The 19216-nt window shown below is 43.2% G+C and carries 19 protein-coding genes and 1 tRNA gene; 17 read left to right on the forward strand and 3 right to left on the reverse strand.

The genetic code is table 11. The features are described 5' to 3' along the window. Positions 1-35 precede the first annotated feature (35 nt). The 3 genes from AC1EKT_RS03415 to AC1EKT_RS03425 are packed head-to-tail and all read left to right on the forward strand — an operon-like array spanning position 36 to position 3959. Positions 36-1835 (forward strand): amidase domain-containing protein, encoded by a 1800-nt coding sequence (locus tag AC1EKT_RS03415; protein ID WP_481616121.1) that lies wholly within the window; start codon positions 36-38, stop codon positions 1833-1835. Continuing rightward, positions 1828-2892 carry a DUF8094 domain-containing protein gene (locus AC1EKT_RS03420; protein ID WP_481616120.1) on the forward strand — a complete coding sequence of 355 codons (1065 nt, stop codon included), beginning with the start codon at positions 1828-1830 and terminating at the stop codon, positions 2890-2892. The genes AC1EKT_RS03415 and AC1EKT_RS03420 overlap by 8 nt, the downstream gene beginning before the upstream one ends. Positions 2893-2933: 41 nt before the next feature. After that, positions 2934-3959, forward strand: a complete 1026-nt coding sequence (locus tag AC1EKT_RS03425; protein WP_481616119.1) for a tetratricopeptide repeat protein — start codon at positions 2934-2936, stop codon at positions 3957-3959. Positions 3960-4059: 100 nt separating this feature from the next. Here AC1EKT_RS03425 and AC1EKT_RS03430 read toward each other — a convergent pair. Continuing rightward, positions 4060-4133 (reverse strand) — tRNA-Met (locus AC1EKT_RS03430). A 155-nt stretch (positions 4134-4288) separates the two neighbouring features. On the opposite strand from AC1EKT_RS03430, the gene AC1EKT_RS03435 reads away from it, so the two are divergent. The 9 genes from AC1EKT_RS03435 to AC1EKT_RS03475 all read left to right on the forward strand — a co-directional run bounded on the left by AC1EKT_RS03435 (position 4289) and on the right by AC1EKT_RS03475 (position 12484). Beyond that, positions 4289-5320, forward strand: a complete 1032-nt coding sequence (locus AC1EKT_RS03435; protein WP_481616118.1) for a homoserine O-succinyltransferase — start codon at positions 4289-4291, stop codon at positions 5318-5320. Between the two features lie 223 nt (positions 5321-5543). Next, entirely contained in the window at positions 5544-6398 is an 855-nt protein-coding gene (gene atpB, locus AC1EKT_RS03440; RefSeq protein WP_415683209.1) for a F0F1 ATP synthase subunit A, read from the forward strand. Between the two features lie 77 nt (positions 6399-6475). Continuing rightward, positions 6476-6709 (forward strand): ATP synthase F0 subunit C, encoded by a 234-nt coding sequence (gene atpE / locus AC1EKT_RS03445; RefSeq protein WP_004109950.1) that lies wholly within the window; start codon positions 6476-6478, stop codon positions 6707-6709. Between the two features lie 55 nt (positions 6710-6764). Then, a complete protein-coding gene (locus AC1EKT_RS03450; RefSeq protein ID WP_004109948.1) occupies positions 6765-7307 on the forward strand; it encodes a F0F1 ATP synthase subunit B in 543 nt (180 codons plus the stop codon). Between the two features lie 98 nt (positions 7308-7405). Further along, on the forward strand, positions 7406-7987 hold the full coding sequence (locus AC1EKT_RS03455) for a F0F1 ATP synthase subunit delta (protein WP_415683547.1): 582 nt from the start codon (positions 7406-7408) through the stop codon (positions 7985-7987). 16 nt (positions 7988-8003) lie between these two features. Further along, a complete protein-coding gene (gene atpA / locus AC1EKT_RS03460) occupies positions 8004-9665 on the forward strand; it encodes a F0F1 ATP synthase subunit alpha (protein ID WP_012913755.1) in 1662 nt (553 codons plus the stop codon). Positions 9666-9668: 3 nt separating this feature from the next. Beyond that, on the forward strand, positions 9669-10673 hold the full coding sequence (locus AC1EKT_RS03465; protein ID WP_004574170.1) for a F0F1 ATP synthase subunit gamma: 1005 nt from the start codon (positions 9669-9671) through the stop codon (positions 10671-10673). Between the two features lie 6 nt (positions 10674-10679). Further along, the gene (gene atpD / locus AC1EKT_RS03470; RefSeq protein ID WP_415683210.1) at positions 10680-12167 is read left to right on the forward strand and encodes a F0F1 ATP synthase subunit beta; all 1488 of its coding nucleotides are present in this window, start codon (positions 10680-10682) and stop codon (positions 12165-12167) included. 2 nt (positions 12168-12169) lie between these two features. After that, complete coding sequence (locus AC1EKT_RS03475) at positions 12170-12484, forward strand: F0F1 ATP synthase subunit epsilon (protein WP_032835331.1); 315 nt, start codon at positions 12170-12172, stop codon at positions 12482-12484. A 225-nt stretch (positions 12485-12709) separates the two neighbouring features. On the opposite strand, the gene AC1EKT_RS03480 is transcribed toward AC1EKT_RS03475, so the two are convergent. Beyond that, entirely contained in the window at positions 12710-12979 is a 270-nt protein-coding gene (locus AC1EKT_RS03480; protein WP_481616223.1) for a hypothetical protein, read from the reverse strand. A gap of 209 nt (positions 12980-13188) precedes the next feature. Further along, a complete protein-coding gene (locus AC1EKT_RS03485) occupies positions 13189-14472 on the reverse strand; it encodes an ATP-binding protein (RefSeq protein WP_415687492.1) in 1284 nt (427 codons plus the stop codon). Between the two features lie 341 nt (positions 14473-14813). Between AC1EKT_RS03485 and AC1EKT_RS03490 the strand changes: the two genes are divergently transcribed. The 5 genes from AC1EKT_RS03490 to AC1EKT_RS03510 all read left to right on the forward strand — a co-directional run bounded on the left by AC1EKT_RS03490 (position 14814) and on the right by AC1EKT_RS03510 (position 18861). Next, positions 14814-15170 (forward strand): hypothetical protein, encoded by a 357-nt coding sequence (locus AC1EKT_RS03490; protein ID WP_481616117.1) that lies wholly within the window; start codon positions 14814-14816, stop codon positions 15168-15170. 49 nt (positions 15171-15219) lie between these two features. After that, entirely contained in the window at positions 15220-16104 is an 885-nt protein-coding gene (locus AC1EKT_RS03495) for a hypothetical protein (RefSeq protein ID WP_481616116.1), read from the forward strand. A gap of 395 nt (positions 16105-16499) precedes the next feature. Continuing rightward, on the forward strand, positions 16500-16682 hold the full coding sequence (locus AC1EKT_RS03500) for an antitoxin VbhA family protein (RefSeq protein WP_480033104.1): 183 nt from the start codon (positions 16500-16502) through the stop codon (positions 16680-16682). 29 nt (positions 16683-16711) lie between these two features. Continuing rightward, a complete protein-coding gene (locus tag AC1EKT_RS03505) occupies positions 16712-17434 on the forward strand; it encodes a Fic/DOC family protein (RefSeq protein WP_415687395.1) in 723 nt (240 codons plus the stop codon). Positions 17435-17757: 323 nt separating this feature from the next. Next, positions 17758-18861: an FAD:protein FMN transferase gene (locus AC1EKT_RS03510; RefSeq protein WP_415683215.1), complete on the forward strand. Its 1104-nt coding sequence runs from the start codon at positions 17758-17760 to the stop codon at positions 18859-18861. The last annotated feature ends 355 nt before the right edge of the window (positions 18862-19216 follow it).

The following is a 19216-nucleotide window of genomic DNA, read 5'->3' on the forward strand; positions in this document are numbered from 1 at the left end:
CAAGTAATATTAAAAGATTGTAGAATAGTATCGTTATGACAAATATAGAAGATGCTTCTGATACAGAAGGACGACCAATGCGACGACCAATGCGACGGCTCACTTTGCGCAGTAAAATCATGCGTGGCGGTGTAGCTCCATTTTTTGCTTTGCTTGCAGTATTAAGTGTTGTTCTCGGTGTTGCTAACGCAACATTTTGGAAGCCTAGTAACGTGGTTATTGCGTACACTAAAGTGTCTGGAACTCGTTATATTGTCACTGATCCTGGTGTTTTGAATCTTGTAGATAACAGGGTTCGTATTAGTGTTGCGGCTTTGCATACGCGTAAGCCTATTTGTGTTGCAGTAGGTTTAACAAAAGACGTAAGAGGCTGGGTGGCAGGTTCTCCAGTACAAAGAATTACTGGTTTGCGCGATTGGAATAATCTTTCAGTTTCTGAAATGTCTGGTAAAACCTCTATGCAAGCGGAAGGCTCTGTTGACATTAAAGATCCTGACGTAAAATTCCAAGAATCTAATTTATGGCCTATAGTTACATGCCAGCTTGGTTTAGCGAAATTGGCAATAAATACTGCAGATTATGTTCAATCTTCTGGCTCTGCGTCGTATGATCATGCTGTTGCAAGCGGCACAATGCCTAAATCGGGCACTCGCTCTAGTAAGTCAAATAGTCATGATGCGTCTTCTTCTTCACTGCGCTCGCAAGCAGCTAGACGTGTTTTGTTAATTGATTTAGGAGATAATGTACCAGAAGCTTCAGTAGAATTTCGGTGGCGTCGTAATCAAATTCCAGATTTTGCAACGCCGTTATATTTTGTAGGAGCGCTTTTTGCAGTATTAGCTATACTTTCTGCAACTATTTTTGCAATGGCTCCGCATCGTCGTCGTAATAAGCAATTAATAGCTAGCCGTTCAGGAGCGTTGACAGTAAAGTCTGCGCAGCGTGACGAAGTTACCTTTGCTGAAGCAATTTCTGGAACTATGTCTGGTATTTTCGGCCACAAACGTCGTAAGAAGGATTCTGGAAGCCACGCAAGGCACGGGACTCATGCACGTCGTCGTAAAGATTCAATGCAAAGTGGCGACTCAAATGGTATGCAAATAACTCGTGTTGCGTCTGCTTCTACAGCAGTTGCATCTACTGATTCTTTGGCTGAAACTACCGTTATTGCGCAAGATGAAATGCTTGCGTTTGCTGCGCGCTTTATGCAGCAACATGACGATAATTCTTATTTAGATAACTTAGATAATTCTGATGATGAGTTTAATGATTTACAAAATCAGGATGATTCAGAAAACGCGGAAGATTCTGCAAACGCGGAAGATGCAGAAAATGCGAAATATTCTGAAAATTCAACAGAATCAGAAAATCCAGAGAATAAGCAGTATAAGCGCAATTCTCAAAATATTAAGACTCCGCGAAATAAGAAAAAATCTTATGCAAAAGCGTCAGATAGCGATAATCTGAACAATCATAAGGATAAGCGTCAGCAGCAAAATAAGTATGCTCAGCAGAATAACAAGAGACGTAACCGTCAGAATGATAGAAACAATGCTAATAATTCTGAAAAGTTTGCAAAGAAACGTTTGGAAACGGTTAAGCCTTCAGATATTAGTAGCAAGATTTCGCATGAATCTAGTAAGAAAAAGCCTAATGATCGCGAAAACTATCGCAACTCAGAATCAGATAAACGTCAAAATTCGTCTAAAAATAGCAACGATAAGCAGTCTCGCATAAAACGAAATGGGTTTAGTGGAGACGGCGGTAACGGTCGCTACAGAAAAAATGTGAAAGGCTACCGCGGTAATTCTTCAAGTGAGCGAGGAAATGAGTAAAATGCGTAATACTAATGTCGATATTCACCGCGTAAAAAGTAAAAATAGAGGCGTATTGCGCAACAATATAGTCACATTAATAGCATGTGTTGTATCAACGGTTATGGTAACTGGATTATCTGCTTGCGATGGGCAGGTGCCGAAACCTGCTGAAGTGCGCAGTAATCAAGAGTTACCTAATTTGACTATGCTTCAAGAAAAAGATATCCGCTTAGGTTTGCTTCGTGAGCTAGAAAAAGCAAACGACGAAAAAGATGTGGATTCATTATCTAAAGCAGTTTCTGGGCCTGCTCTTGACATTCGCACGAGCGAGCTCACTATTGCAAAGAAAACTGGGAACTTAGATCCTAAGACCACTATTCCGCGTGAAGCTGCACAAACCATTGTGCCAACTAATTCTGGTTGGCCAAGAGATTTAATGACTATTACAACTACTACTAAAGATCAGCAGTCAAAACGTTTGCTAGTTTTACGTCAACAGAGAGCGCGTTCGAATTATAAACTTTGGGCTGTCGCTCGCTTATTCCCTGGAGTGCATCTTCCTAAATTTGCTGTGCCAAGTATTGGTTCTTCAATGGGTAAAACTAACGATACTGGTTTGGTGATGACTCCAGACGAAGCAGTAGCTGCATACGCTGACGTTTTACAAAATGGTGAAAACAGCAAGTATGCAAAGCATTTTGCTGACGATTATTTGCGTAAAAAGTTAGTTGAACTTTCTAAAGCAGTGCAAGCTGGAATGGAGCGAAATAAAGGCTCCCAAGAACAAATCTTTACGCCAAATCTCAAACAGATAAGCATTATGCGTTCAAGTGATGGAAGCGATTTGGTTGTTGCTCGCATAGATTCTGTGTGGACTCGTAAAGCTGGCGAAGGGCGTGAATCTCGTCCTGCTTCTGATGAAGAAAAAGCATTATTTGGCGACGGTAAAGCAAAAGGTACTATGCGAGTAACTTACGTAAATGTTATTGCTCTAGTAGTTCCTCCAGCTAGTTCTCATATGAAGATTATTCCTGTTGGTGCTGAGCGTCAGCCTATTAAAGTAGAAGCTTTATAAATTTTGTAAGTACAATTTAGTGTGCTTGGAAAAGAGGAAAAATGGTGAGTAGCAAAGCGCAAGGCATGAATCCTGGCGGATTTTCGCTTGCTGGGGCTGTAGATTTAGAAGGTGTAAAGCGTCGCGTAGAAGCTCAAGCTAAGCAAGCTGCTAAAGCTGCATCGGGCTCTACTGGTTCTTCTGCTCCAAAAGCTGGCGGCTATGTAATCGATGTTAATGAGCAGTCTTTTCAAGCGATGGTGCAAACGTCCGTAAGTTTCCCAATTGTTATTTTGCTTTGGCAAGCTAGTGACGAAGCCTATTATGATGTTGCGCAGAAATTAGCGGATTCCGTTAACGCGCTTGACGGTAGCATGCAGTTAGCTCGTATTGACTCTGATGAAAGCCCAAGTATTGCTCAAGCTTTGCAAGCGCAGCAGCTTCCTGCAATTTACGGTTTAATTGGCGGACGTCCTATGCCTATTGTGCAAGGTTTACCTAGCGACGAGGAATTACAGCAGATTTGTAGCACTATTTTGCCGCAATTGGTTCAGGTTGCTGAACGCTCGGGCGTTGCTGGAACTGCTCCTTTTGTGGAGGCATCAGTTGAGGAAAAGTCTGAAGCATCTAAAGACGCAGATCAAGATAGTTCCGAGAATAATTCTGTTGAGAGTGTTCCGCCTGCTCATGAGCAAGCTCATTCGCTTGCTATGAAGGGTGATTATGAAGGTGCTGCACGCGAGTATGCAAAAGTAATGGAAGCAGATCCTCATGATGTGATTGCGTCGCGTGAGCATGCAAAGGCCTTGCTGCTTTCGCGTAATACTAATACTGATGTTGCTGCTGTTAGAAAGGCTGCTGGCGATAATCAGGATGATTTAGATTCGCAGCTTGCAGTAGCAGATGTAGATATGATTGACGGTCATATTGATGACGCTTTCGGGAGACTGCTTGACTTCCTTGCAGCTGGTCATAAGAGCGATGCGGATGCTATTCGTTCTCGTATGCTTGAGTATTTTGCAATGCTTCCTGCAGATGATGAGCGTCTTGCGCGCGCTCGTCGCCGTCTTGCAATTCTTCTTTATTGATTATTGTGCGATGGTGCGTTTTTGGCGACTTATGTAGTATTAAACAAAAAAGCCAAGAACCACAACAATCGTGAGAAATTTGTGTGATCCTTGGCTTTAGTAGCGGGGCATGGATTTGAACCATGGACCTCTGGGTTATGAGCCCAGCGAGCTACCGAGCTGCTCCACCCCGCGTCGGCTACTTTTAGCAGCTCTATCTACGATAGGTGCAAATTTAAATTTGTCAACTTTCGGGCGTGTCTTACTGTATTTAGTTAGAATTTTACGATTCGTGCACATGAGTGACGTATACACAATAAACATAAACAAGTGTGGGGTATAATAAACACATGCCTATTAAGATTCCTGAAGGATTGCCAGCGCGAAGCATATTAGATGCTGAGCGAATTTTTGCATTGGAACGCCCAGAAGCAGAACAGCAGGATGTTCGACCACTTCGTTTGTTGATTTTGAATCTTATGCCCAAAAAAATTGAGACAGAAACTCAGCTTTTGAGGCTCATCTCTAAGTCTCCTTTGCAAGTCGACGTCGATTTTATGAAAACTTCTACGCATGTATCAACGCATGTTAGCGCTGATCATTTAGTAAAATTCTATGAAAATCTTGACGCACTGCGTAACAACTATTACGACGGATTTGTTGTGACGGGCGCTCCTGTTGAGCATATGGAATTTGAGGATGTCGACTACTGGCACGAATTTACGCAAATTCTTGACTGGGCATCAACACACGTTTTCTCAACAATGTATTTGTGCTGGGGCGCAATGGGTGCGCTTTACTACCGATATGGCATAAAAAAGCATGTTCTCAGCAAAAAAGTTTTTGGCGTGTTCCCGCAATATTTGCAGGATGAGTACTGTTTTCTTACAAATGGTTTTGATGAAATCGCTTTACAACCGCACTCTAGAATAGCGAGTGTTGACGTTGACAGCATTTCTGCAGATCAGCGTTTACAAATTCTTACGTATGGTCCCGAATCTGGTCCGGGCTTAGTTGCTACGCGTGATTTTTCTGAAGTTTTTGCGCTCGGGCATTGGGAATACGGTAAAATGACTCTTGCGCAGGAATATGAGCGTGACATGTTAAAAGGTTTGAGCAACGTGCCATTCCCTTACAACTATTTCCCTAATGACGATCCAAAATTAGAGCCACTATTTTCTTGGCGTGCACACGCGAATTTGCTTTGGCGTAACTGGCTTAATTGGGTGTACGAAACTACGCCTTACGATCTTTGTGATATTCCTCATTTAAGAACTACTGGAAGGCTTGGAACTGAACGTTCTATAAGGCATGAGCCAGCTTCTCCGCGCTCCGATAATTTTTATCCATTTGACGGTGTTAAGTACGGTATGAACAAATAAATTTCGACATTGCGTAATTAGTTGCGTAATTAGTTGCGTAATTATGTACAAGCAAAGAGTACAATCAGCAGTTAGATATATTTTTCGTTTCGTGCCCCGCGCCTTACGAAATATGAAACATATGATCTAGTTGATATATATGCCGCAAGAATGATTGAATTGAGTATGTGAGTGAGCGGCACTGAATTGAGGCGTGTGAACGAATTGCTATAAGGAGGCACTTATGGATGTAATGGTTGATGTTTTACAGAAGGCCACAACTGTAGCTTCTACTGTAGCTTCGAATAAACCAGAGCTACCTAATATTAGTGAGTTTTTGCCTCCAGAAATTTTGTTCCAAGGCACTCCATTTGCCATGAATCGCATTATTTTAGTGCGTTTACTTATGACAGTAGTAGTGATGATTATTTTTGGAATTGGTGCAGCCCGCGCAAAGGTTGTTCCGGGCAGATTCCAAAGCGTGCTTGAAATTTTGATGGATTTTGTGCGCTACAACATTGTTTATGAAATGATTGGCGAGGAACGCGGTAAGCGCTATGTGCCAATGATGTCCACATTATTCCTCACTATTTTCTTCTTTAATCTTTGTTCTGTGATTCCAGGATTGAATATGGCTGCAACAGCAACTATTACTGGACCGCTTGTTTTTGCTTTGTGGGTTGTTTGCCAGTATCTTATTGCTGGCATTCGCGAAAAGGGTTTTTTGCGATTCTTCCGTGAAGCATTGTTCCCAGCGGGTGTGCCATGGCCTATTTACTTTATTCTTTCGCCATTGCAGCTCATAGAATTAATAATTGTGCGACCACTTTCGCTTACAATCCGTTTGTTTGCGAATATGATTGCTGGCCATTTGCTGGTGGCCACTTGTTTAGTATTCACCAATTTCTTCGTGGTGGATTCCAGCAATAAACTCCTTGCCTTAGGCGGTGCTTTGTGGCTGCTTGGTGGCATTCTGTTTACCCTATTCGAAATTATGGTAGCTGGCTTGCAGGCATTTATTTTTACAGTGCTTGCTTCAGTCTACATTTCGGAAAGTTATCCGGAAGAGGAAGAAAAGTCTGCTGTTGTAGCTGCTTAATAAAAGTAGTGTAGATTTTCAGATTTTACATATCTTACGGGTTTATACTGGTTACTGTTTCAACAGAAAGGAAACCAATGAATAGTATCATCGCTCTTGCAGGTTTGACCGGCAACCTGAGCATTCTTGGCTTTGCTGTAGCAACTATTTCCCCTGCACTCGGCATGGCAATAGTAGTGTCTAAGGCTATGGAATCTACTGCACGTCAGCCAGAAGTTGGCAACCGCATTCAGCTGTTTATGTTCGTCGGCTTGGCATTTATTGAGGTTTTGGGCTTGCTTGGCTTCGTTTCCTACATTATGGGAGCCTGAACAAAACTTACAATGCACAACACGAATAGTGTTGAAAGAATAGAAAGGACAAGCCATGGCATATGCAGCCGGAAGTAATAAGTTGGCGTTGTTCTTGCCTGAGCCTTATGACGTACTGTGGTCATTAGTAGTTTTGGTAGTTCTTGCAGCGTTTTTCTACAAGTTCGTTATGCCTAAATTCCAGGCAATTCTCGACGAGCGTGCAGAAAAAATTGAAGGCGGAATGGCTAAGGCTGCTAATGTGCAGCGTGAAGCAGACGAGTTGAAGAGCCAGATTGAAAACGAACTTTCTCAAGCTCAAACTGATGCTGCAAAGACTCGTGAAGAGGCTCGATCGGAAGCTTCAAAAATTATTGGCGAAGCTAGACAACGCGCTGAAAAGGATGCTGCGAAGATTATCAGTGAAGCGCAGCATTCTATTGAGGCTCAGCATAAGCATGCCATGTCCAGCCTCCAAGGAGAGGTGTCGGTTCTTGCAGCAGCTTTAGCTGGCAAGATTCTTGCATCCAAATTGGATGACGATACCGTCAGCTCCAAGATTATTGATCATGTGATCGATGAAGTTGGAGACACTAAAAATTCGGATCAAAGCAAGTAAAGTAATGTACGAAACTGAATAATCGCAAAATAAAATTACGGTTATTTCTTTTGTATTATTTGCATTACTTCGTTTTTTACAGAAACGAGGAGGTAAGAATGCCAGAAAAGGCATCGCGAGCAAACGATAGTTTGTCGCGTTCTTCGCTTGCTCAGGCCATCTTAGATGCGCACGATGAAGCGCAGCGCATTTCGGACGAGCTTTCGTCAATGATGGACATGATTGATAAGTATCCTGAGCTTTCTGATGCGATTACTGATCCGAATAGGTCTTCGGAAGATAAGTCTCGCCTTATTGACGAGCTTATTGGAGGTAAGGCGCACCCTGTTGTATTGCGCATTATGCATTATCTAGTAGGAACTTGGCACGGAGGTGCCGAAAGCGGTAAAACCGGTAGCTTCGGCGGCGCTTGGTCAGGATTTGAGCGTGAAGCTGGAGAAACATTGGTTACAGTCACTACTGCTCAGCCGCTTACAGATAAGCAAATTAAGCGTTTGATTGAAATCTACAGCGATAAGTTGGGTCATCGTGCATACATTAACCCAATTGTGGATCCAAACGTGCTTGGTGGTATGCGTATACAAATCGGTGATCAAATAACCGATCGCACCATGTTGATGCAGCTTAAGCAGTTGCAGCGTTCTGCGCGAAATGGTGCTTGGACACAGGCAGTGAAGTAGTAAATTAAGGAGAATTATGGCGGAACTATCTATTGATCCCGCCCTGATACGCAAGGCACTCGACGGGTTTGTTGACTCGTATAAGCCTACCGACATGCCAACGCAAGAAGTTGGCTATGTTGTTACGGCTGGTGACGGCATTGCGCACGTAGCTGGATTGTCCGGCTGCATGGCAAACGAGCTGCTCACATTCGAGAACGATACCTTGGGTCTTGCGTTCAACCTTGATGCACACGAAATCGGCGTCGTTATTCTCGGCGATTTTACAGGCATTGAGGAAGGGCAGGAAGTATACCGCACGGGCGAAGTGTTGTCTGTGCCGGTTGGTGACGCTTATCTTGGTCGTACTGTGGATCCGTTGGGTAATCCAATCGATGGTTTGGGTGCGATTGAGTGCAGTGAGCGTCGTATTCTTGAAGCCCAGGCTCCAGACGTTATTCACCGTCATCCAGTCGATGAACCATTGTCTACTGGTTTGAAGGCTATTGACGCAATGACGCCAATAGGTCGTGGTCAGCGCCAGTTGATTATTGGTGACCGTCAAACAGGTAAGACTGCAATCGCAATAGATACGATTATTAACCAGCGTGCTAACTGGGAAACTGGAGATCCAAAAAAGCAGGTTCGCTGCATTTATGTAGCAATCGGTCAAAAGGGTTCCACTATTGCTTCAGTGCGTCAAAGCCTTGAAGAAGCAGGAGCTATGAAGTACACCACAATCGTGGCAAGCCCAGCTTCTGATTCTGCAGGTTTTAAATACATTGCACCTTACACTGGTTCTGCAATCGGTCAGCACTGGATGTATAACGGTAAGCACGTTTTGATTGTTTTCGATGATTTGTCGAAGCAAGCAGAAGCATACCGTTCAATTTCCTTGCTTTTGCGTCGTCCACCTGGGCGTGAAGCTTACCCAGGCGACGTGTTCTACTTGCACTCTCGTCTGCTTGAACGTTGTGCTAAGCTTTCTGACGATTTGGGTGGCGGTTCTATGACCGGTCTTCCAATTATCGAAACCAAGGCAAACGATGTTTCTGCATACATTCCAACCAACGTGATTTCTATCACCGATGGTCAGATTTTCTTGCAGTCTGATTTGTTCAACGCGGGTCAGCGTCCAGCAGTAGACGTTGGTATTTCCGTGTCTCGTGTTGGTGGCGCAGCTCAGGCTAAGGCTTTGAAGAAAGTCTCCGGCATGTTGAAGATTTCCTTGGCTCGTTACAAGTCTTTGGAATCCTTCGCAATGTTTGCTTCTGATTTGGATGCAGCCTCAAAGGCGCAGCTTACTCGCGGTGCTCGTTTGACTGAGCTACTTAAGCAGAAGCAGTTCTCTCCTCGAGCAATGGAGCAAGAAGTTGTTTCCGTGTGGGCTGGTACTCATGGAAAGCTTGACGATATTCCTGTGAAGGATGTGTTGCGTTTCGAAAGCGAATTGTTGGATTACTTGGATAAAGGAACCGACATTTTGCAAGTAATTCGCGATACTGAAGACTTCACTAAGGAAACTGAAGCCAAGCTTGATGCAGCCATTGATGATTTCCGTAGGACGTTTAAGACATCTGCTGGCAAGCCTTTGATTGTAAAGGATTCTTTGCCGCCGGCTGAAAACCCTGCTCCTGTTGAGAAGGAACAGCTTGTAGCTAAGCCAAAAGCAGACAGTCGCGAGCCTGAGGGGAAGTAGCGTATGTCCTCCCAACTTGCATTGAAATCGAGAATTATTTCCACACAGTCTTTGGGTAAAATCTTTAAGGCTCAGGAAATGATTGCGTCTTCTCATATCGCTAAAGCGCGTGATATTGCGCTTAATGCTAAGCCTTATAGTGACGCAATTTTCGATGCCGTGCAGGCGTTGGTAGCTCATCACGAAGCAAATATTAAGCATCCTATTTTTGGTAAAGAGCATGCCGGCAATCGCGTAGCAGTTTTAGCTCTTACTTCTGATCGTGGTATGGCAGGTGCGTTTACGTCTTCGATTATTCGTGAGACTGAAGCACTTCTTGCAAAACTCGATGCAGAAGGTAAGCATGCAGAACTGTACGTGTACGGTCGACGCGGTGCAACTTACTACAAGTATCGCAATCGCGATGTGGCAGGTACTTGGGAAGGTTCTACTGACCATCCTGACGTTACTATTGCTGAAAAGATTTCCGATACTTTAATGGACGCTTATATGACGCCGGAAGCAGAAGGCGGAGTTTCGGAACTGTATATTGTGTTCACTGAATTTATAAATATGGTGAGGCAAAAAGTTCGTACGTTACGCATGCTGCCAGTTGAGCTGGTTCCTTTGAAGGACGGTGAAGAGTTTTCTATGCATCGTCCTGACTATGAAGCAGCTTCTGGTCCTTCAGCAGCATTGTCGTCTACGAGCGCAGTTTCGGCTCGTGAAGAAGCAGTGAGCCGCAGCAATCCAGAAGCTGTGGAGTATTGCTTCGAACCAAGCCCGGATGAAGTATTGGATGCTGTTTTGCCGAAGTATATTCAGTCTCGTATTCACGAGTGCTTACTTACTTCTGCTGCTTCCGAAACGGCAAGCAGACAGAACGCTATGCATACGGCTACAGATAACGCCCGCAATTTGGTGGATGATTTGACAAGAAAGCTTAATGCTTCTCGTCAGGCATCCATTACTCAAGAACTTACCGAGATTATCGGCAGCGCTGATGCGCTGAATAATGAGGAGGATTAGGAGCATATGGCTGAAAATCAGACCACAGCGCCTCCAGAAGCTGAGCAGGAGGTCGATCCAACAGCTGGTCGCGTAACCCGCGTTCAGGGTTCCGTGATTGACGTTGAATTCCCGGTCGGCTATCTGCCGGATATTTACAATGCTCTCAAAGTCGATATTGCTACCGTTGGTAACACGGAAGGTGATACCGTTCACGAGATCACGCTGGAAGTTGAGCAGCACCTTGGTGATTCGACTGTGCGTGCAGTTGCTTTAAAGCCTACTGACGGTTTGGTTCGTGGTGCTTTAGTGCGAGATACTGGCGGCCCAATTTCTGTACCTGTTGGTGACATTACTAAGGGTCACGTGTTCGATGTTACAGGCAACATTTTGAATGCTAAGCCTGGCGAGCACATTGAAGTAACTGAGCGTTGGCCAATTCACCGTAACCCACCTGCTTTTGATCAGCTTGAGTCTAAGACTCAGATGTTCGAAACTGGTATTAAGGTTATCGATTTGCTTACCCCTTACGTTCAGGGCGGTAAAATTGGTCTGTTCGGTGGTGCAGGCGTTGGTAAAACTGTGTTGATTCAGGAAATGATTCAGCGCGTTGCACAGAATCACGGTGGTGTGTCTGTGTTTGCTGGCGTTGGCGAACGTACCCGTGAAGGTAACGATTTGATTGGTGAAATGGCTGATGCTGGCGTTTTGGAGAAAACAGCGCTTGTCTTTGGTCAGATGGATGAGCCTCCTGGGACTCGTCTTCGTGTGCCTCTTACCGCTTTGACTATGGCTGAGTACTTCCGCGATGTGCAGAATCAGGATGTGTTGCTGTTCATCGATAACATATTCCGCTTTACTCAGGCTGGTTCTGAGGTTTCCACGCTGCTTGGTCGTATGCCTTCCGCAGTTGGCTACCAGCCAAACTTGGCAGATGAAATGGGCGCATTGCAGGAGCGTATTACTTCTACACGCGGCCATTCCATTACGTCACTTCAGGCTATTTACGTTCCTGCAGATGATTACACTGATCCTGCACCTGCAACTACCTTTACGCACTTGGACGCAACTACTGAGCTTTCACGTGATATTGCAGCTAAGGGTATTTACCCAGCTGTGGATCCTTTGACTTCTACTTCTAGAATTTTGGATCCGCGTTACGTTGGTCAGGCTCATTATGATTGCGCAAACCGCGTTAAGGCTATTTTGCAGCGTAACAAGGAGCTTCAGGACATCATCGCTTTGATTGGTATCGATGAGCTTGGTGAGGAAGATAAGACTACTGTGAGCCGCGCTCGTAAGATTGAGCAGTTCCTTGGTCAGAACTTCTATGTGGCTGAAAAGTTCACTGGTCGTCCAGGTTCTTATGTGCCAGCAGACGAAACCATTGAGGCATTCACTCGCATTTGCGATGGTGTTTACGATGAGATTCCTGAGCAGGCATTCTCTGGTATCGGTGGCATTGATGATCTTGAGCGTCGTTGGCACGATATGCAGCAAGAGTTTGGTGCGTGATTATGTCGGAGAAGCAAGTAAAATCGCTGCACGTTAGTGTGGTGGCAGCCAGGCATCCTGTTTGGGAAGGTGACGCCAAGTTTGTGGTTATTCCTTCTGTGAATGGCGCAATGGGCGTGCTTCCTGGACATGAGGCTGTGCTTGCGTTGATTGATCACGGTTTTGTGAAGGTTGACGATTTGAAGGGTGTGCGTCACGTTTTTAAAGTGACAGACGGCTTCTTCTCTGTTGATTCTGATCATATTACTATTGCTGTTGAGCATAGTTGTAACGTTGATAAAGACGGCAACGTGCTGCCTAACGCTAAGGTGATTTAGGCTTACGTATAAGTGAAGTAAGCGAAAAGGCAGGAGTTTGGGTATCCCGAGCTCCTGTCTTTTGTTTTTTGCGTGCGTTGTAAAGTTTCTGCCGTTTTTTGGCGTGTAGGCGACTTTTTCTTTACACGCGCGTAAAGTTTCTGCCGTTTTTCTGCTCTTTCGCGACCTTTTCTGTACACGCGCGTAAAATTTCTTCCGTTTTATCGCCTTAGCCCGACCTAAACTTTACAGCGTTGTAAAGTTTCTGCCGTGCAGGGGTGCAAGGTTTGTTAAGAGTTTTGGTTTGAGTCTTGGTTTGAGTCTTGGTTTGAGTCTTGGTTTTGGTTTGAGTTTTTGTTTAGGCTTATGTTTTGGGATTGTGTTGGCAGCACTAGCAGTATCGTGCTTCAATTTGTAATCATCGCTAATTTTGTCTTCAGAAGCGTAGTATGTAGTATTTTTCACTTTTGAAGGCAGATTCGCATTTTCACTTTCAAAACTGTAATATTTTTTCACTTTTGAAAGTGAGTGCCTATTTGCGCTCGCGTTTGCTTGTTTGTTTTCTTGCTTGCGTTCGCGTGCTAAGGCTCTTTCTTTTTGCTTAAGTTTTGCGAATCTTTACTTTTGAATATGCAAAATCGCAATTATCTTTACTTTTGATGGTTGTTATGTGTAAATAAGTAAAGATTTTAGTGCGTGAGTATTTAGATTCGTCATGATTTGTCTCAATTTGTTTCGAGCAGCCATTGCGCTATGTCTATTACGCGTATTCCGTCAATGTCATAAGAATCGTGACGCGTATTTGCAAGCAGGATTTTAGGGTAAGAGTCTTTTATTGCTTTTAGTGGCGAAAGTTCGCGCTCCAACGTTGCATCGTTACTAATATTGTCTGAAACTTGAATATAAATCTTTTTGCTCGCCTTTACTGCCACAAAATCTACTTCTTTTTGGTAAAGCTTGCCAACATAAATTGAGTATCCTCTTCGCATAAGCTCAAGTGCCACAATATTTTCGTATGCTCTTCCGTAATCCATGTTGCGAGTGCCCAGAATTGCGTAGCGTAGTGCGGTATCTGCTAAATAGTATTTTTCGTTTGTTTCTAAGTATTTTTTGCCGCGAATATCGTAGCGTTTTACTTTATAAAACATGAATGCATTGCATAAATATTTTAGATAATTGCCAACAGTTATGTGAGTTGTTTCAATCTGATTCTGCTTAAGTATTGAGCTTACATTGTTTGCGGTTGTGAGATTTGCAATATTATCCATTAAAAATTCGCATATTGAGTCAAGAAGTGACACTTCCGATATTGCGTATTTGTCTACTAAATCGCGTTTAACAAGAGTTGTATACACGTTTTTTATGTACGCTTCAGCATCGTCTTGGTTCGCGTAAACGTATGAGCCGGCAAGTCCGCCCTGTTGCAAATACCTTTGTAGAGCATCGTTAAAGTTGCTTGTTATTTCAAAGTATTCGCAATATTCTGCAAAGCTGAAAGGGAATATTGGTATTTCAATAAATCTTCCACTAAACAGTGTTGCAAGGTCCGAGCTAAGTAAGAATGCGTTGGATCCCGTTAAGTAAATATCGTATTTATTGCTATTGTGAAGGCTATTAATCGCAAGCTCAAATTTTGGGCACAATTGCACTTCGTCAATCGTAAGAACGTTGTAAGCGCCTGGTATATAACGGCTTTCAACGTATTCAAAAAGGCTTTTGTAATTTTTCAGATTTTCATAATTTAGGTTATTAAAGTCAATGTTGATTATGTTAAGTTTTTGGTTGTTTGAGTTATCTTGTTGTTGTAGTGCGTTTGGAAGTTGCGCATGCTTTGCTGACGCGTAAAGTTTGCTACTTTGATTGCTGTAGGTATTTTCTAAATACGTGCGGTAAGCGCGCAGCAACTCAGATTTTCCGCTGCGTCGAATGCCAGTGATGATTTTTATATCTGGTGTGCCTTTAAGTCGCTTTAGGCGATTTAAGTAATCTGTTCTCTCGATTAGTTTCATTTCAATCGCCTTTCGTCTTCAGAATAGTAGTATTTTTCACTTTTGAAAGCAGATTCGTATTTTCACTTTCAAAACTTTAATTTTATTTCACTTTTGAAAGTATTATATCATTTTCACTTTCAAAACTGTAATATTTTTTCACTTTTGAAAGTGGAAGCGTCTGTTTGCGTTCGCGCGAAGGCTCTTTCTTTTTGATTAATATTGTTGATTTTTGGCTACGGGGGGGGGGGGTATGCTTATATGCGATTGTTGATGAATTTCTGGCTTTACTTTTATCAATCTGCCAGTTGTTTCAACGTGTAATATTTGCGCTTTTTGCGCGAGAGAAGAAAGGATAAAGTATGCTAAAGAAAAAAGCGATAGGTGCTTTTGTTGCTGCTGCTACTTTGCTTAGTGGTTTTGCTTTTGCATCGCTTGCTCCAGTTGCCTTTGCAACTGATGGCAACAGTGGTAGTGATATAGAGAAAAATTGCGAAGTTCGTGAAAAATATGATGATGAAAGACTTGGCTTAGGCGTTTACACCCGTACTCTATATTGTAAAGATTCCAACGATTCTGAATATCATGAGGCATCGGCTGAAAAAAGAATACAATGGAGTAAAGCCGTTGCAAAGAAACTTAATATTCCAGGAGAACCTATTCAGGGTGCGCCATATTGGTGTGATAAAAAATTTTTGCCCATTAGGCTCTTTTATTGATTCTGATCGTGTGGACAATTATATTACAGAAAAACTGAAAACGAGCGATGTGTTTTGCTATTATGCAGCTCATGGCACAGGTCTTCGCAAAGATGAAAACGGCATAGAAAGACTTAATGTAACATTCGGCGGCCCTGACTACTGCGATAAACATGCATGTAAAAGCGCTAGTAGAGGTACCGAAGAATTTAAAGTATGCCAAGCGCATGGATATTTCAATGATGGCGAAGATCAGTCTGGTTCAGACCAAACTCCCGCTCCAGAAACTAATCCTACTAAGAACCAAAACAGTAAACCAGATGGCAGTTCACCTGCTAAGTCTGGTTCTACTGTAGGTACAGCTCCTAAGTTAAGTGAAGGATTAGTAACATCGTCTTCTTCTGATTCAACTCCTTCTTCTAATTCGGAAGCCAATGATCAGGTGAATGCTCCTGCTAGCGTTCCTACTGCTCCTAAGAGTGTTAATGATCTTAAGCCGGAAGTTGAGGGAAAGATTACTGTTGGCAACAATAATGTTGCTCAAGCTGGTGCGGCTAATAAGGTCACTCTTCATGTTGATGATGCTAAGTTTAATGCTGAGCTGAAGGAGAATGGTTCTGCTAAGGCTTATGCGTTCATTTACTCTACTCCTAAGCTTTTGCACAGTGTGAGTGGTAGTGATTATGTGACAGTTAAGCTTGGTGCTGATGGTGTTCCTTATTTTGACGCTCAATTCCCTGCAGGATATTCAGGTAAGCATACTGTTGTTCTTGTAGATAAAGAGGGCAAGCAGCTCGCTTGGACGAGTATTACTGTAGTGAATAATGCTGTTAAGACTGCTTTGGATGTTGCTGCTAGCAATTTGCCTGGCACTGGTGTAGGTGTTGGTATAACTGCAATTGTTATGACTGTTCTTGCTGGTGTCGGTGTTACTTTACGTAAAGTTCGCCGCTAGTTAATCAATTAGCTGGTTAACTGACTGGCTTGCTAGATAACCAGCTAATTGATTAATTAATATTGCTGTTATTAGCAGTAGCAAGAGTTTATTAAGGGCTTTCGCCGCGTTCGCTTGTGTTTGTTTTCTCGCTTGCGTTCGCGTGCGAAGGCTCTTTCTTTTTGCTTATAGTTTTGCGAAGTGGAATTTGCTCGGTTTTGCGAAGTGGGATTTGCTAGTTTTAAAGCGTGTAAATCATGTTACGCCGAAACGAGTGGCCGTGATGTTGCCGATGCTTTTTGCGTTTGTGTGGATTCGTCAAATTGCAAAATATTCTGTAATCAAAATGCATTGCGAATAGTAAAATAGTGCGTAGTTGTTTTTGATTTGGGTGCGTGTGTTGGTAGGTAGAAGAAATGATTGATAAAGAAACGCAAAAGTTCCGATTAGAAAACGTTGCAATAGCATTATCTTCAGCAAAGTTAGAAGGAGGCATGGTTTCTTCTGCATGCTTGGCTGATACAAGAAAATATATTCGAGGTTCTATAAGCGCTGATGAGCTTATATCTCTAACTCGTAAGCGTTATGGTCTGGAATAGTTAATCTTAATCTGTTTAAGGGTTAAATGATGGTTGATGAAGTTTTTGACCCGTATCTTATTCCTCATACGCGAGTGCTGAAGAACAAACTTAATGTACAAACTCAGGAAGATCTTGATTTCTTTGAAAACGATTTAGTTTCAGTCCGTAGCTATAAGTTGTACGAACACTTGCCGCATGCAGAAGGAACTGTTAAGCAGTTGCAGTGGATTCATCATTATCTTTTTCAAGATGTTTATGATTGGGCTGGTCAGATTCGCACTATAGACATGACTAAAGGCGGCGGCGAACCGTTTCATCCGCTTGAATACATGGGCGTTGGGATTCGTTACTGTGAGCAAACGCTTAAAAATGATAATTTATTGCAAGATTTATCTATTGATGAGTTTATTAGTAAGCTAAGTGTAAATTACAATAATTTTAATGTTTTACACCCATTTCGTGAGGGCAATGGTAGAACGCAACGCGTTTTTTGGGATATAGTTGCGCGAGATGCTGGATACCATTTCGATTGGGGATTAATAACGCAGCGTGTTAACGATGAAGCTTCAATCCAGGCTAAAGATGCTAACGATACAAAGCTTCTTGAAGATATGTTCCACATTATTACAAAGCCTTTGCAGGTTGAGCTTTTAGCGCAGCAGCAGTTTGCGCATCTTGTTGAAGAAGAATACGAATACGCGCCGAATGTGGCTAGTGTTTTGCAGGATAAGGATTACGCTGCGTATAAAACGCGTTACGGCATAGATTGAATTTAGCGATTGTGTATTGCTAATGCCGAAGCGAGTGACATGATGTTGCTGATGTTGCCAGTTCTGCCGATGTTTCTATAGTGCGTTTTTGCCAAAATGTAGGTATAGGCGAATATATTTTGCCTGCTATACCGCTGTTTTGCGAAAATGTCGGTATAGATGAATGTTTTTTACTCGCTATGCCTTCATTTTGCCAAAATGTAGGTATAGAACATGTTTTTCTGTAAACTATGACGACATTTTTCTATTTTGTGACTTTTGTGGGATATTGCTGCGGTTTTTGATGATTGATAGAGTGTTTGATGTTGGGAGTGAGGAAAGTGATGTTTAGGAATGTTGTTGCGATTGAGCGCGCGCTTGGAACGGGGATTATTATCTCTAGCAACGTGCCGATTTCGCAGCGCGTTGAGCAGCGGATTCGCGCTTTTGTTGATGAGTATGAATCGGTGCTTTCGCGCTTTCGTGAAGATTCGCTTGTTTCGCGCATGGCTCGTGCGGAGCATGGCGGCGATTTTGAGTTTCCAACGTGGGTGCAGCCGCTTTTTGCAATTTATGACGAGTTTTACGCTGCTACGCGCGGAGCTTTCGACGCGTGCGTTGGTGCGGATTTGCTTGCGCTTGGCTACGATAATTCTGTGCAATTCGTTCCGGAGTCGGTTGTCAGCGCGAGCAATGATAGCGTCAGTGTCAGTGGTAATTGGAGCAAATATCGCCGCGCTTTGCCAGTTAAGTGGGCAGATATTTCGCGAGATGACGACAGCACAACGCTTTGCACAAATCAACCAGTGCAGCTTGATTTTGGTGCAGCGGGTAAGGGCTATTTTGTAGATCTTGTAACGAATATTCTTAAAGACGAGCTTGGTGACGATTCGCCTGCGAATAGTGATTTGCCTTCGGATTGCGATTTTTTGGTAAATGCTGGCGGTGATATGCGCGCTTGTTTTAGCGATGAAGATTATCAAATAAAAGTTGCGCTGGAAAATCCTTTTGATACAACGCAAGCGGTAGGTGCGGCATCAATTGTAAGTGGAGCGTTGTGCGCTTCGTCTAATGCGAGAAGGCGATGGAAAGTAAAAGACGCAAATTGTCTTGCAGCTAATGCTTTTGAATCTAATTGTCACAAATCTAATGGTTGCGAATCCGATGCTTTTGAATCTAATCTAATTGCCACTCACTTAATCAACGCTTTAGACGGCATTCCTGCTTGCGATTTATGCGCAAGCTGGGCATATGTTCCTGCTAAAACTTGCGCTTTTCCAACGGCTTATGCCGATGCGCTCGCAACTGCGTTGTTTGTTTCGCAAGAAAACGATTTGCAAACAATCGTGCAAACTGTCGGCGCTGAGTTTGCTGTAATCTCGCCAAATTGCGCGGCTTGCCAAGTTCGCAAAACGTCCGCCTTTCCCGCGCACTTTTTTGCCGACTAATGCTGGCGATGCTAACTAATGCCTAATAATGACGATGCGAGCTAACTTGCTTGCGCAAATCGAAGCTCGTCGCAAACAATACGAGTCCTATCGCGATCAACTCCTAACTTTCAAGCGTGCGTAATTTAGTTATGCACAATTTATGTAAAACAAACTATAAAAGCGTATTTAGTATTACAATTTACATAAATTACATTTCTAGTGAGACTCGCAGAAGAGATTGAGGAGGTGAGAAATGTCTGATAGACTTGTTGATAACAGCAGCCCCCTAAGCCTACTAACAGTGCTCAAACCTGGGGGTTCTTTTTCTGACTAATCGCCTTATTGTTTAATGCATTGTTGCGTTGTGCTTTGT

The sequence above is a fragment of the Bifidobacterium sp. C0047B3 genome (assembly GCF_056590535.1).

Bases quoted from the DNA above. Each gene is read 5' to 3' on its own strand.
- atpA (WP_012913755.1), top strand. From the start codon at position 8,004: ATGGCGGAACTATCTATTGATCCCGCCCTGATACGCAAGGCACTCGAC.
- AC1EKT_RS03450 (WP_004109948.1), top strand. From the start codon at position 6,765: ATGGCATATGCAGCCGGAAGTAATAAGTTGGCGTTGTTCTTGCCTGAG.
- AC1EKT_RS03420 (WP_481616120.1), top strand. From the start codon at position 1,828: ATGAGTAAAATGCGTAATACTAATGTCGATATTCACCGCGTAAAAAGT.
- AC1EKT_RS03475 (WP_032835331.1), top strand. From the start codon at position 12,170: ATGTCGGAGAAGCAAGTAAAATCGCTGCACGTTAGTGTGGTGGCAGCC.
- AC1EKT_RS03505 (WP_415687395.1), top strand. From the start codon at position 16,712: ATGGTTGATGAAGTTTTTGACCCGTATCTTATTCCTCATACGCGAGTG.
- AC1EKT_RS03415 (WP_481616121.1), top strand. From the start codon at position 36: ATGACAAATATAGAAGATGCTTCTGATACAGAAGGACGACCAATGCGA.
- atpD (WP_415683210.1), top strand. From the start codon at position 10,680: ATGGCTGAAAATCAGACCACAGCGCCTCCAGAAGCTGAGCAGGAGGTC.
- AC1EKT_RS03455 (WP_415683547.1), top strand. From the start codon at position 7,406: ATGCCAGAAAAGGCATCGCGAGCAAACGATAGTTTGTCGCGTTCTTCG.
- AC1EKT_RS03425 (WP_481616119.1), top strand. From the start codon at position 2,934: ATGGTGAGTAGCAAAGCGCAAGGCATGAATCCTGGCGGATTTTCGCTT.
- AC1EKT_RS03485 (WP_415687492.1), bottom strand. From the start codon at position 14,472: ATGAAACTAATCGAGAGAACAGATTACTTAAATCGCCTAAAGCGACTT.
- AC1EKT_RS03465 (WP_004574170.1), top strand. From the start codon at position 9,669: ATGTCCTCCCAACTTGCATTGAAATCGAGAATTATTTCCACACAGTCT.
- AC1EKT_RS03490 (WP_481616117.1), top strand. From the start codon at position 14,814: ATGCTAAAGAAAAAAGCGATAGGTGCTTTTGTTGCTGCTGCTACTTTG.
- AC1EKT_RS03435 (WP_481616118.1), top strand. From the start codon at position 4,289: ATGCCTATTAAGATTCCTGAAGGATTGCCAGCGCGAAGCATATTAGAT.
- atpB (WP_415683209.1), top strand. From the start codon at position 5,544: ATGGATGTAATGGTTGATGTTTTACAGAAGGCCACAACTGTAGCTTCT.
- atpE (WP_004109950.1), top strand. From the start codon at position 6,476: ATGAATAGTATCATCGCTCTTGCAGGTTTGACCGGCAACCTGAGCATT.
- AC1EKT_RS03510 (WP_415683215.1), top strand. From the start codon at position 17,758: ATGTTTAGGAATGTTGTTGCGATTGAGCGCGCGCTTGGAACGGGGATT.
- AC1EKT_RS03500 (WP_480033104.1), top strand. From the start codon at position 16,500: ATGATTGATAAAGAAACGCAAAAGTTCCGATTAGAAAACGTTGCAATA.